Source organism: Neobacillus sp. D3-1R (assembly GCF_052180215.1).
GTDB lineage: Bacteria > Bacillota > Bacilli > Bacillales > Cytobacillaceae > Pseudoneobacillus.
On sequence record NZ_CP197471.1, the window covers coordinates 2348138 to 2361126 of the forward strand.

Below are 12989 nucleotides of genomic sequence, written 5' to 3' on the forward strand. Positions count from 1 at the left end.
CCTCCTTATTTTATCAATTCTTTTTTGGAATTTTTCTTTGGAGGCATATGAACAGCCTCCCCATTTAATGCTTCGATTGCCTCTAGCATACCTTCGTTTATACTTGGATGCGGATAAAAAGGGAATCTCAGATCTTCTTCTCTTGCAACCATTTCCAATGAAAGTACTCCACTAGATATAAGCTCAATGGCTCCCTCACCCATCATATGGACTCCGAGTAAGGTGTCGGTCTGAGAGTCGGAAATTATCTTCACCAATCCATCCTTTTTCCCTAATATTGTGGCGTAACCATTACTTGCTAGCGGGAATTGCCCCATTTTCACGTCCATTCCAAGTTCTACTGCTTCTTCTTCTGTTAACCCCACAGAGGCAATAGGTGGTTGAAAATGAACCACTTTTGGTAGAAAGTTAGGATCGAACTCTACCAACTTTCCAGCAATGGACTCCGCAGCCATTTTACCTTGAGAAATAGCCTTAACCGCTATAGCAGGACCATCCGCTACATCTCCAACAGCATAAATGTTAGGAACAGTGGTCTGACATTGCTTATTGGTCTGAATATATCTACTTTCATTTACAGAAACCCCAATTCTCTCAATTCCTAAGTCTCGCGTGTTTGGAACGCCCGATGTCGATATTAATAAATGGGTCCCATTCAAGCTTATTTTTTCATCTTGAATCTGCAACTCTACGAGAAGATTTTGGTCGGCGTATTGAACCCCCATTAATTGAGCATTTTTTAAAATTTGAATTTTCTTTTTCTTCAGTACTCGTTTGAGCTCTTTTTCAATAGATGAATCAAAACCAAAATTCTCTTTATCTAGTAAAATCGTTACCTCAGATCCAAATGAATGAAATGAACTTGCCATTTCTAAAGCAATCTCATTATGCCCATAGATTAAGAGGTGTTTCGGGATAACAGGTATTGCTTGCAGCATTTTCGTGTGAAAAATTCTATTTCCATCTATTTGAACTCCACTTATTACTGGCTGCTGGGTTCCTGTAGCGATGATGGCTTTCTTAAATTGATAGACCTCGTATTGATCATTTCCTTCTACCCCAATACGGTCATCACTTAGGAAGTAGGCATTTCCTTTAACCAATTCAATCTTATTGGCCTGAATTAAACTTTGAACACCGTTCCGTAATTGATCTATCACTTTTTGTTGATAGTTTCTTAACTTTTCATATTGAAAAGTAGGTTGAGAGCTACCTATACCCATTTCCTCACTATCCCGCAGCAGATTTAATCTGCTCGCAGCTGAAGTCAGGATTTTCGATGGAATACACCCTTCATTTAAACAAACGCCACCTAGCTTTTCCTTTTCAATTAAAGTAACTTTTAAGCCAAGCTGAGCTGCACGGATGGCTGCATGATAACCGCCTGGTCCACCGCCAATAATGACTAAGTCTTTTTCATAAGCAAGTTCACCGACTACCATTAAACCAACTCCAGTATCATTAGTTTAGGATTTTCTATGAACTCAGCAAGACGGTTGGTAAAAGCAACTGCCATAGCACCATCTGCAACACGATGGTCAAATGACATAGATACATTCATCATGGAACGAATTACAATTTGGTCATCATCCGTTACAACTGGTCTTTTCTTTGTTTTATGGAAGGAAACAAGGGCCACTTCAGGATGCTGGATAATTGGTGTTGCACCAATACTGCCTCCTAATGGACCGACATTACTAATCGTAAACGTTCCTCCCGTAATCTCTTTAACAGTTAATTGATCTTGCAAAGCTTTTTCCGTCATCAGCTTTATTTCTTGGTGTAATTGGCTAATCGATTTTCGTTCCACATGACGCATGACTGGTACAATTAGACCTTCTTTTGTATCAACCGCTACTCCAATATGATGCTCTTTCTTTAAATAAATAGCTTCTTGCTCTTCATTTAAGTTCGCGTTAAAAATTGGAAATTCCTTCAAACAAAGCGATAAAGCTTTGAGGAAAAAGGCAGTGACAGTCATATTTCGATTGTTATTTTTTAATTCATTTCTAAACTCCAGCAGTGCACTTACATCAATTTCCTCAAAATGGGTGCAATGAGCAATCGTCTGAAGTGACTGAACCATTTTTTTGGCGATTTGCTTTCGTCTGCCACGGAAAGGAATCATATCCTGTTGAGACTCTTCGTCCGTTGGTACATAAATCTCTTTAATAAAATCAACTTCCTTATTTGGTGGCTCAATCTTTTGCTTTTGTTCTGGTAATGATTGTTGTTCAAGGAATCGATAAACATCTTCATCGGTAATGCGACCACTTGGTCCAGTCCCGACAACTTCTTCAATCATCACTCTGTTTTCACGAGCAATTTTTCTCGTATAAGGAGAAGCCATTACTCTCCCTTTAACGTTACTCGAATGAACAACTGATACGGTGGTTTTGAGTGTTTCAGTCTTATCTTTTTCTAAAATTAATAGGGTCGTTCCTACTAATATATTTTCTCCTGCCGCTACCTTAAGTTCCTTGACAATGCCAGAAGTTGGAGCGGGTATTTCAGCTGTCATTTTATCTGTCTGCACCTCAACAAGAGGCTGGTCTGCTTTGACAAAATCACCTGGTTTAACAAAAAAGCAATTTAACGTTGCTTCTGTCATCCCTTCCCCTATATCACTTAATTTAACTTCCATATAATCACCTTCCTAGAACTTGATTACCTTCTCAATCGCATGGATGACTCGTTTTGGAGTAGGCAGGTAATGGTCTTCAAAGCCGAAATAAGGTACGGGAGTATCAAATCCAGTTACTCTTTCGACAGGCGCCTTTTGATATAAAAAAGCTGTATCATTAATAATCGAAATGACGTCATTTCCGACACCGCCAGTGGCGTGGGCTTCATGAACGATGACGGTTCTACCCGTTTTTTGTACAGATTCTGAAATAAGCTCATGGTCTAAAGGATAAAGCGTCCTTAGATCAAGGACATCACAATGGACTCCTCTTTCTTTCATCTCCTGAGCTGCTTTCATGGCAACTGGAACCATAGCTCCCCAAGAAATAACGGTGACATCTTCTCCTTCTAAAAGCCGCTTTCCTTTGCCAATTTCAACGATATACTTCCCTTCAGGAACTTCTTCACGACTACTGCGATATGAGCGCATCGGTTCTAAAAATAGGACAGGATCCGGATCCTCAATAGCCGCAATTAACAGACCTTTTGCATCATACGGATTGGATGGGCAAACAACTTTTAGACCTGGCATATGGGTAAAAATCGCTTCGGTACTATCACAATGAATTTCTGGTGCACGTACTCCAGCTCCATATGGAGCGCGAATAACCATTGGAACGGTAAAGTGGCCCATTGTTCGCATCCGCAGTCTCGATGCATGGGTCATGAGTTGTTCATAGGCTGGATAGATAAATCCTAAAAACTGAATTTCTACTACTGGGCGAAATCCATTAACCGCCATTCCGATAGCTGCACCAACAAATCCAGCCTCACTAAGAGGAGTATCTACCACACGGTCTTCACCGTATTTCTCCTGAAGCTGATCGGTTGCTCGGAAGACACCACCGTTTTTACCGATATCTTCCCCAAGGAGAATGACATTCTCATCTTCATGGAGCATGCAATCCATCGCATCATTAATGGCTTGAACAAGGGTAAGAGTTTTCGTTTCAACCGCTGATTTCATCATGGGTTCACCCCTATTAATCTAAGATATTCCTCTTTTTGCTTTTGAATTCCCCATGTTGGTTGTGCAAAAACATGATCAAATATATCTGCTGGATTAGCTGCAGGGTATTGTTCCATTTCCTCCACAGCCTTATCCACCTCAGCTTGCGCCTGCTCCTCTACCTCACTTACCCATGTTTCATCATAAAACCCTTGTTGCTTCATATATTTTTCTAAACGTAATAATGGGTCTGTCGTATGACGGCGAATTTGGCTTTCTTCTTGATTGCGATACTTCGATGGGTCATCAGCTGTTGTATGAGCACCATATCTCCAAGTAACCGCCTCAATTAAGGTAGGACCTTCGCCATTTCTCGCTCTCTCAAGCGCTTTTAATGTTTCAACATAGACCACAAATACATCGTTACCATCAATGCGAACACCAGGAATATCATAGGCAAGAGCTTTCTGTGCAATGGTTTCAGTACTCATTTGCTTACTCAAAGGAACCGAAATCGCATATCCATTATTTTGATTAAATAGAACAACAGGAGCCTTCATTACGCTGGCAAAGTTAATTCCTTCATGAAAATCTCCCTCTGAAGTAGCTCCATCACCAAAATAAACAATTGCAGCATTTTTTGTTCCTTTTTGTTTTTCGGCATAAGCTGCACCTGCTGCATGTGGAATTTGAGTTGCAATCGGAATCCCAGGCGGGAATATTTTTTTCCCTTCAGGAGGAACACAGCCCTCGTTTCGACCATTCCAAAATAACAAAATATTTCGAAGTGAATGGCCAAAAGTCATGGCTGCTCCATGGTCACGATAAGTTGGAAATAGCCAGTCATCTTCCTCTAACGCAAGAGCACTGCCAACTTGAGAAGCTTCTTGCCCTTCAAAGGGTGCATAGGTTCCAATTCGACCTTGACGTTGTAAACTAATTGCCTTGCGGTCAAAGGTACGTATTCGTAATAAATGGCGGTAAAAGTTCTTAGCCATCTTTTCATTTAATAAGGTAGAGTATTCATCATTTACAACATATCCGTTTTCATCAAGAATCTGTTTGATTGGAAATTGTTCAATCATTTCTTCACTCCTTAAATAGGAATAAATTATTTTCATTATGTTCTAACGGCCCATTTAGGACGTTTCATATGGGAAAAAAAGCTATTACGACGAGTTCGCGTATCAATTCTTTTTTCACAGAATGCATTAGCCGCTTCAACTGTTGTAATTTCTGAATCCGCTGTTTGTTTGTAAATATCCAGTAGTGAAGTATAAATGGCTCTTGTTTTTTGTAAGACACGGTCTTTATTTGGTGTATACAATTCATCAGCTACTTGAATTAGACCGCCACCATTAACGATATAGTCTGGTGCATAAAGAATGCCTTTTTGATGAAGGATCTTTCCATGGCGAACTTCCAATAATTGATTATTAGCAGAACCAACGATTGCCTTTACTTGTAATTGATCAATCGTATCATCATTGATGATTCCACCCATGGCACATGGAATAAATACATCCGCAGGGCAGCTATAGATTTCTTCACTTGAAACGACTTTAATTCCAGCACCTAATTCCTTTGCTTTCGCAACAAGTTGATCAATAGCAGCTTGATTAATGTCTGTTACATAAAGGTCTGCACCTTCTTCTAATAGATGTTCCGCAACTTTGTAGCCTACTTTTCCAAGTCCTTGTATGGAGTAACTCTTATTTGCTAACTCATCTGTTCCCCAAATAAATTGGTTGGTGGCTTGGATTCCGTAAATAACCCCATGAGCGGTTGGAATGGATGAGTCACCGCTTCCACCATAAGCTTCATCCACACCTACAATACAATTTGTTTCTTTTAAGGCATGAACAAAGTCATCTGGTGTTGTTCCCATATCAGTCCCCGTATAAAAACGTCCATTCAATGATTCTACAAACTGACCAAAAGCTCGAAATAACTCCGGACTTTTATCCTTTAGGGGATCTCCAATAATAACTGCCTTGCCTCCGCCGAAATCCACGTCAGCCGCAGCACATTTATAAGTCATTCCTTTTGATAATCTCAAAACATCTTCAAGTGCTTCTTCTTCACTTTTATATGGAAGCATGCGGCATCCGCCCAAAGCGGGACCAAGTTTCGTACTATGTATTGCTATAATGGCCCGTAAGCCTGTTGTTTCATCGTTACAAAATACAACCTGTTCATGTTCACGAATTTTTTCAAACACATTCATTTTTAATTCCTCCTTATAAATATGACAGCGCTTTCTTCCTTTAAAGCATCGGGGGTCAGTCCCCCGTCGCTTTAACGCGATGGGGGACTGATCCCCACCACTTTACCGCTTTAAAGAATGTAAAAGTCCTATAAACAAAAAAACCAACCTCTTTAGAGGCCGTTCTTTTCATATGGGTTCATTTGTTGTTTTAACATCTCAGCAATTTTTTGTTTAGGTAGGATGACTTGTTTAACCTCGCCGATTCCCACTAAATTAGTATCCTGAAAAACAGAAACCTCTGTTATTACTATATTTGCATCGTAACGTATTAATTCCGCCGTAATCGTAAGTTCGTCTCCCGCAATAGAAGGGCTAATATGCTTTGCTGAAACAGCGCCACCCATCCCTTCTTCATGTTCTTCTAAGAAAGGTAAGATAATCTCCCTAGATGCCCATTCCATGTGATAAATCATCGATACAGTGGAATAGGCAGGGTGAACCACTTTTCCATCAAATTGAGCAAACATATCTGGAGTAACCTTCGTTTGGATGGTTGCAGTTTGACCTATTTCTAAACCTGGTTTCACCAGCGAACCCTCCTTACACGCTTAAGATAAAAGAGCTCGATCGTTAGTCATTTTTGAACCGCGGATACGTTGGAACTCTTCTAATAAATCATTAATCGTTAATTTTTTCTTATCTTCTTCGTTCACTTCTAAAATAATCTGCCCCTTATCCATCATAATGAGGCGATTTCCTAGGTCTATAGCCTGCTGCATATTATGAGTAACCATTAAGGTTGTTAGTCCATATTTTTCAACAATCTCTTTCGTAAGCTGAGTAATTAATTCGGCGCGTGAAGGATCTAATGCAGCTGTATGTTCATCTAATAAAAGGATTGCAGGCTCAGTAAATGTTGCCATTAGTAAGGAAAGTGCTTGTCGTTCTCCTCCAGATAACAACCCCACTTTAGCTGATAAGCGATTTTCTAGACCTAAATGAAGGGATTCTAAAACTTCGCGGAAATAATCTCTTCTCGCTTTTGTTACTCCCCACCTTAAGGTACGGCGTTTATTACGGGAATAGGCCATCGCCAAATTCTCTTCAATCGTCATGGATGGAGCTGTTCCTGCCATCGGATCCTGAAAAACGCGACCAATCATTCTAGCTCTCTTGTATTCTGATAAAAACGTCACATTTTTACCATCTAAATGAATGGTTCCAATATCAGGCTGTAAAACGCCAGATATCATGTTCATTAGAGTGGATTTCCCTGCACCATTACTTCCGATAACCGTAACAAAATCACCTTGCTTTAAAGAAAGACTAACATGGTCTAGAGCGACTTTTTCATCTGGTGTTCCTTCATTAAATACTTTATGAATCTGAATTAAGTCCAGCATTGGCTTCCCCCTTTCTTTCTAAAGCAATACTGCTAGCATGTAACTGTGCCGCTGCTTTACGAAGGGACTTCCTCTTTTTCTCACGATAGGAATCCAACATTTTTGGCATTACTAATGCAATAATAACAATGGTTGCTGTAATTAATTTCATATCCCCTGGGTTGAGAAAATCAACTCGAAGTGCCATGGAAACAACAATGCGATAAATAATCGATCCACCGATAACAGCGAAAGTTGTTCGGGCAATAGACTTTGTTCCGAATAAGGCTTCCCCAATAATGACAGAAGCTAATCCGATAATAATCATTCCAATTCCCATTCCAACATCAGCAAAACCGCCTTGCTGGGCAATAATAGCCCCCGAAAAAGCCACCATCGCATTGGAAAGTCCTAAACCTAATATAATCGTCATATTCGTATTTGCTGAGAAACTGCGAATCATTCGTTTGTTGTCACCTGTAGCTCTTAAGGCAAGCCCCACTTCGGTTTTCAAGAAGGCATCCGTTAAAAACTTAATCGCAAAAGTAATGACAAACATGAAGATCAATATTCCCCAGGTTTTTGGCAAGTAATCACCTAAACCAACAGCTACTAGCATGTTATTTAAAAAGGTATCAATCCCTGTTTTCTCCCATACTTCTTGCACCTTTGTTAAAGCCGTTTCCTGATTTAGCAATGGAATATTAGAACGCCCCATAATTCGAAGATTAATAGAATATAAAGCGATCATCATTAATATCCCAGAGAGTAAGGCGTTAATTTTTCCAAAAGTATGGATAATTCCCGTTAAACATCCTGCTAAAAATCCAACAACTAGTGCACATGCGGTTGCTAAAAATGGATTCACTCCAGAAATAATGAGAACAGCTGAGATGGCAGCTCCTGTAACAAAGCTTCCGTCTACAGTTAAGTCTGGAAAATCTAGAATTCTAAAAGATAAATATACTCCTAGAGCCATAATGGCATAGATGATGCCTGACTCAAAGGAACCGAATATAGCGGTAAACAATAGGCCTCATCCTTTCTGTATTAATTTGGAATTTGTCCTTTTGCATAAGCTCGACCGTCTCATTTAACGGTCAAGCTTATGTTTTTTCTAGCAAAAATTATTCTCCATCATACATTTCATATTTAGATTCCCACTCTGACTTAATTTCTACCCCTTGAGCTTCAGCGGCTTTCTTATTAATAACTAGAGTAAGAGTTTTAGGAAGAGCAACCGGAATTTCTGAAGGTTTCTTTTCACCTTTTAGAATTTGAGCTGCCATCAAGCCAGTTTCATAACCTAAGTCATAGTAGTCAAATCCACTTGCAGCCACAGCGCCTTTTTTCATTGAATCAAGCTCACCAACAAATAATGGAATCTTTTTATCATTTGCGACAGAAATAACAGACTCTAATGCAGAAACAACAGTGTTATCAGTTGGAATATAGATCGCGTCAACACGACCAACTAAAGATTCGGTTGCTTGTTTTACTTCAGCAGATGTTGATACAGATGCTTTCTCTAATGAAGCACCGTTTGCAGCAGCTAATTCTTCTACAGCCTTTACCTGTACTTCAGAATTCTGTTCACCTGAGTTGTAAACAACACCAATCTTCTTAGCTCCAATTTCTTTTGTAATAAAATCAATCGTCGTTTTCGTTGCATCTGGATGATTATCCGTTGTCCCTGTAATGTTTCCACCTGGCTGGTCAAGTGCTGCTACTAAACCTGAACCAACTGGATCTGTAACTGAAGTGAACACAATAGGAATATCTTTTGTTGCATTTAATGCCGCAACAGCACTTGGAGTAGCGTTGGCGAAAATTAAATCCACTTTATCTCCTACATAATTATCAGCAATTGTTTTCGTATTGTTCATATCAAATTGCGCGTCTTGCACATCGAAGGTTACATTATCCCCTTCTTTAAAGCCTTGGTCTTCTAGAGCCTTTTTAAATCCTTCCGTAGCTGCATCCAGTGATGGATGTTGACCGAACTGAGTTAAACCAATTTTGTACGTTTTCTTTTCATCGTCTTTTTTACTATCACCAGAGGATGTACTACTACTGCAACCTGCTAACAAAAGCATTCCAGCTAAAGCAAAAGACAAAGCTTGAAACTTCTTTTTCATTTTAGTTCCCCCTAAAATTAAGTTTCTTTGTTTGATATGTCTTGGATCTTGCTGAAAAACGGCTCGTATGTAATCGCTTCCAAAACTAATATGATATTTACTATTAACACCGTAAATATATCGTTATACTATCATTCTATTGTGATAAAAGTCAACAATATTCTAAAAATTTGGCATACTTAAAAAAATTAAAAAAACGTACAGTATTCGATTAACTGTACGCTTATCCACTATTGAAATAACTGAAATGACCTTTCGAGATGTAATCTTGCTCCATCCATCATTTCATCCATTAATTGTTTTACTGTAGGAATACTATCTACTAAGCCAGCAATTTGCCCTGCATTCATAAACCCGTCCGTTACATTTCCTTCAATAGCTCCTTTTTTGTGATAATCCTCAGAGGTTAAAGCTAAATAATCATCCACTGACATCCCTTGTTGCTCCAGATGAATAAGCTTTTCTGAATAAGGAGTCTGTAATAAACGTCGAATTCGCCCAACCGTTCTTCCGACAATGACTGTACTCGTATCATCAGAAGAAACTAATTTCTCTTTATAATTCAAGTGGAAAGGTGCCTCTTGTGTGGCGATAAATCTTGTGCCCATTTGTACACCACTTGCACCAAGTGTAAGCATGGCGGCTAATCCTCGTCCATCCGCTATCCCACCTGCTGCAATCACAGGAATACGAACGTGATCGACAATTTGCGGAATAAGCGTTAACGTTGTAGATTCAAATGGAGAATTGATTCCCGCAGCCTCATACCCTTCTGCAACAACAATATCAACACCTGATGCTTCTGCCTTTAAAGCGTGTTTTACTGAAGCTACAACAGCGATTACTTTTATATGATTAGCATGAAGTTTTTCGATAAATGGGGCAGGATTTCCTGCGGATAAGGAAACAACCGGTACTTGATATTGAACTGCAAGTGAAAGCATTTCTTTTAAATACGGAGTCACCGTTATCGGTATATTTATCGCAAATGGTTTATTGGTTCGTTTTTTTACATCTATTAAAATGGACTCCACTTCTTCTGGAGTCATCGTTCCGACACCTATTGTTCCGAGCCCGCCAGCTTCTGAAACGGCTGCTGCAAGAGGAGCGTTACTGATATTCCCCATACCTCCCTGGATGATTGGGTATTGGATGTTTAATAGATTAGTTAACCGATGCACAAAAATTCCCCCTTCGTGAATTAAATGTTATACTATTTTTAATATTAGGACAATATCAAAATTGGTTAAGGGGGAAATTCGTATGAAATATACGTATTTGGATAAAAAGCCTAAAGTACACGAGTCCGTGTTTACTGCACCAGGTTCCCATATCATTGGAGATGTCACCATCGGGAAAGAATCTACTATTTGGTTCAATGCCGTATTACGTGGCGACGAAGGACCGATTACAATTGGAGAACGTACTAGTATTCAAGATAATGTTACCTGCCATTTATATGAAGGAAGCCCATTAGTAGTTGGGGATGAGGTAACAGTTGGCCATAACGCCATTCTCCATGGATGCAAAATTGGAAACAGAAGTATTATTGGAATGGGTTCAACCATCTTAGATGGTGTCGAAGTAGGAGAAGAGTGTATTATCGGAGCCAATTCTTTAATCCCGAATGGTAAAAAAATTCCTCCACGCTCTCTTGTTGTTGGTTCTCCTGCAAAAGTAGTACGCGAGTTAACAGATCGAGATTTAGAATTAATCCAACTCTCGATAGATTCATATGTACAAAAAGGGAAGGAATATAAGCAGTTCTTAAAATCCGAAAAATAAAAACCGTACCCCGTTTTATGGTGTGCGGTTTTTACATGTAGATTAGTTATTCAATCATATAAGGATGATCCATGACATCATAAGCTTCATCCTTTTGATTCAATTCGTTAGCCTCTTGAAAAACACTCTCAAAAAAACGCAAAGCAGGTTCGGCTAGTTCTTTGTAATATTCACTAAATAATGCAGCTGCATGACCACCTAACCATTTTTCAGGCAATAATTCCTCCGGCAACCCAGGATCAACGAATAAAAACTTTCGGTACTCATGAACAAGCTTAGTTCTTTCAACGAAGCATTCTGCATCAGTCATGTGACCTTTTTGAATTTTATTGCGATCAATTACGTATTTTTGCGAATACTCTCCAATAAACTCTTGATACTTTTGATTAATTTCATCTAAATTCCAGCTTTTTTCAACGATGTTATGATCTTCATGAGGACCTTTGTATTCGGCTACGAAAAAGTCTACATATGGAGCAATATCATACTTCTCAATTAAATCTTGAACTTGTGAGTCATTAATGTTAGCAGAAACCCAGCAGCTGTTGGACATCGTACCAAAACCACTCCAAACAAGCTCCTTCCGTAACTCATCACGGATATTACGGATTTCCTCAGGGATAGAATACATGAATATACGCCATTTCCCATCCCACTTTTCAGGCTTTAATTTAAATATACGCTGGGATGCTTCTTCAATTCTTCTAACCCCACGATCTGATAAAGAATAATAGCTTTTATTTCCAATTTTCTCTGCTTGTACCCATCCTTGTTTGTTCATTCTCGAAATAGCCGCCCGAACTGATTGATCATTATGGCCAAATTCATGTAAAAATCGAATTAAACTACCAATCCAAATTTTATTTCCATAATGAGAAATATAATCTCCATATAATGTAAAAATCATTGATCTTGTATTCATCGTTGCATTCATCCTCTTTCTATCCACTCTAAATAGACCTTAGCACTATTTTACTAAAAATCAGAGAATTAGAAAATGTTTTTTGAAAATAATGATAAAAGAACCACAGAGTATTCTGTGGTTGCTATTAAAAGTTATTTCCCAGTAAAAACAGGTTTTCTTTTTTCATTAAAAGCCGTTAGGGCCTCTAATCGATCACTAGTTGGTATGGTCACTTCATATGCCTTTGACTCGATTTCCAACCCTGTTAAAATATCAACGGTGCTTCCTTGTTGAATGGCATACTTAGCTTGTCTAATGGCAATCGGTGCATTCTGTAATATTTCTTCAGCTAACTTTTCACAGGAAGACATTAAACTATTTTTGGATACCACTTTTGTGAGAATTCCATAATGGAAAGCCTCATAGGCTGAAATTTTTCGAGCGGTAAAAATAAGTTCCTTTGCCTTCATTTCTCCTATTAATCTTGTTAAACGCTGGGTTCCTCCTGCTCCAGGAATAATCCCCCAACTAACTTCCGTCAATCCCATTTTGGCCTGTTCAACCGCAAAGCGAAAATCACAGGCTAATAGTAGTTCAAACCCGCCACCAAAGGCAAAACCGTTTACTGCTGCAATAGTTGGTTGCGGCATATCCGCAATCGCTTGGAAGACCTCACGAATTTTCCGTACATTTCGTTTTACCTCAGGCTCAGTCAGTCCTTGTCTCTCCTTTAGGTCTGCACCAGCACTAAAAGCTTTATCCCCCGCACCAGTAAAAATGACAACACGAACGGTTTGATTAGACGATAATTCATCCACTAGGTTACCAAGCTCACGCAGCGTTTCATAATTAAAGCAATTTAAAACGTTCGGTCGATTAATCGTCACATAGGCAATATAATTCTTTACTTCAAGAAGAATATTTTTCACCCTGTTCA

Annotated in this window: 13 protein-coding genes; 1 reads left to right on the forward strand and 12 read right to left on the reverse strand. The window is 39.1% G+C overall.

Annotated features, from left to right (window positions below):
* Window positions 1-5: 5 nt before the first annotated feature.
* The 10 genes from lpdA to ACSBPO_RS12135 form a co-directional block, all read right to left on the reverse strand.
* Window positions 6-1442 (reverse strand): dihydrolipoyl dehydrogenase, encoded by a 1437-nt coding sequence (gene lpdA, locus ACSBPO_RS12090; protein WP_442593556.1) that lies wholly within the window; start codon window positions 1440-1442, stop codon window positions 6-8.
* Window positions 1442-2644, reverse strand: a complete 1203-nt coding sequence (locus tag ACSBPO_RS12095) for a dihydrolipoamide acetyltransferase family protein (protein WP_442593558.1) — start codon at window positions 2642-2644, stop codon at window positions 1442-1444. Before ACSBPO_RS12095 ends, lpdA begins: the two co-directional genes overlap by 1 nt.
* Before the next feature lie 12 nt (window positions 2645-2656).
* On the reverse strand, window positions 2657-3652 hold the full coding sequence (locus ACSBPO_RS12100; protein ID WP_442600357.1) for an alpha-ketoacid dehydrogenase subunit beta: 996 nt from the start codon (window positions 3650-3652) through the stop codon (window positions 2657-2659).
* The gene (gene pdhA / locus ACSBPO_RS12105) at window positions 3652-4719 is read right to left on the reverse strand and encodes a pyruvate dehydrogenase (acetyl-transferring) E1 component subunit alpha (RefSeq protein WP_442593560.1); all 1068 of its coding nucleotides are present in this window, start codon (window positions 4717-4719) and stop codon (window positions 3652-3654) included. The genes ACSBPO_RS12100 and pdhA overlap by 1 nt, the downstream gene beginning before the upstream one ends.
* 35 nt (window positions 4720-4754) lie before the next feature.
* Complete coding sequence (locus ACSBPO_RS12110) at window positions 4755-5861, reverse strand: Leu/Phe/Val dehydrogenase (RefSeq protein WP_442593562.1); 1107 nt, start codon at window positions 5859-5861, stop codon at window positions 4755-4757.
* Window positions 5862-6013: 152 nt separating this feature from the next.
* Entirely contained in the window at window positions 6014-6430 is a 417-nt protein-coding gene (locus ACSBPO_RS12115; RefSeq protein WP_442593564.1) for a thioesterase family protein, read from the reverse strand.
* Between the two features lie 21 nt (window positions 6431-6451).
* Window positions 6452-7246: an ABC transporter ATP-binding protein gene (locus ACSBPO_RS12120; protein WP_442593566.1), complete on the reverse strand. Its 795-nt coding sequence runs from the start codon at window positions 7244-7246 to the stop codon at window positions 6452-6454.
* A complete protein-coding gene (locus tag ACSBPO_RS12125; protein ID WP_442593568.1) occupies window positions 7221-8255 on the reverse strand; it encodes an ABC transporter permease in 1035 nt (344 codons plus the stop codon). The genes ACSBPO_RS12120 and ACSBPO_RS12125 overlap by 26 nt, the downstream gene beginning before the upstream one ends.
* 97 nt (window positions 8256-8352) lie before the next feature.
* Complete coding sequence (locus ACSBPO_RS12130) at window positions 8353-9363, reverse strand: ABC transporter substrate-binding protein (RefSeq protein WP_442593570.1); 1011 nt, start codon at window positions 9361-9363, stop codon at window positions 8353-8355.
* A gap of 230 nt (window positions 9364-9593) precedes the next feature.
* On the reverse strand, window positions 9594-10544 hold the full coding sequence (locus ACSBPO_RS12135; RefSeq protein WP_442593572.1) for an NAD(P)H-dependent flavin oxidoreductase: 951 nt from the start codon (window positions 10542-10544) through the stop codon (window positions 9594-9596).
* 82 nt (window positions 10545-10626) lie between these two features.
* Here ACSBPO_RS12135 and ACSBPO_RS12140 point away from each other — a divergent pair, with 82 nt between their 5' ends.
* A complete protein-coding gene (locus ACSBPO_RS12140; protein WP_442593574.1) occupies window positions 10627-11148 on the forward strand; it encodes a gamma carbonic anhydrase family protein in 522 nt (173 codons plus the stop codon).
* A gap of 46 nt (window positions 11149-11194) precedes the next feature.
* Here ACSBPO_RS12140 and paaX read toward each other — a convergent pair whose 3' ends face one another.
* On the reverse strand, window positions 11195-12070 hold the full coding sequence (paaX, locus tag ACSBPO_RS12145; RefSeq protein WP_442593576.1) for a phenylacetic acid degradation operon negative regulatory protein PaaX: 876 nt from the start codon (window positions 12068-12070) through the stop codon (window positions 11195-11197).
* A gap of 134 nt (window positions 12071-12204) precedes the next feature.
* Window positions 12205-12981 (reverse strand): enoyl-CoA hydratase-related protein, encoded by a 777-nt coding sequence (locus ACSBPO_RS12150; RefSeq protein WP_442593578.1) that lies wholly within the window; start codon window positions 12979-12981, stop codon window positions 12205-12207.
* Window positions 12982-12989: the final 8 nt, after the last annotated feature.

Coding starts and splice junctions, on each gene's coding strand:
- lpdA (WP_442593556.1), bottom strand. CDS start 1,442: ATGGTAGTCGGTGAACTTGCTTATGAAAAAGACTTAGTCATTATTGGC.
- ACSBPO_RS12095 (WP_442593558.1), bottom strand. CDS start 2,644: ATGGAAGTTAAATTAAGTGATATAGGGGAAGGGATGACAGAAGCAACG.
- ACSBPO_RS12100 (WP_442600357.1), bottom strand. CDS start 3,652: ATGAAATCAGCGGTTGAAACGAAAACTCTTACCCTTGTTCAAGCCATT.
- pdhA (WP_442593560.1), bottom strand. CDS start 4,719: ATGATTGAACAATTTCCAATCAAACAGATTCTTGATGAAAACGGATAT.
- ACSBPO_RS12110 (WP_442593562.1), bottom strand. CDS start 5,861: ATGAATGTGTTTGAAAAAATTCGTGAACATGAACAGGTTGTATTTTGT.
- ACSBPO_RS12120 (WP_442593566.1), bottom strand. CDS start 7,246: ATGCTGGACTTAATTCAGATTCATAAAGTATTTAATGAAGGAACACCA.
- ACSBPO_RS12130 (WP_442593570.1), bottom strand. CDS start 9,363: ATGAAAAAGAAGTTTCAAGCTTTGTCTTTTGCTTTAGCTGGAATGCTT.
- ACSBPO_RS12140 (WP_442593574.1), top strand. CDS start 10,627: ATGAAATATACGTATTTGGATAAAAAGCCTAAAGTACACGAGTCCGTG.
- paaX (WP_442593576.1), bottom strand. CDS start 12,070: ATGAATACAAGATCAATGATTTTTACATTATATGGAGATTATATTTCT.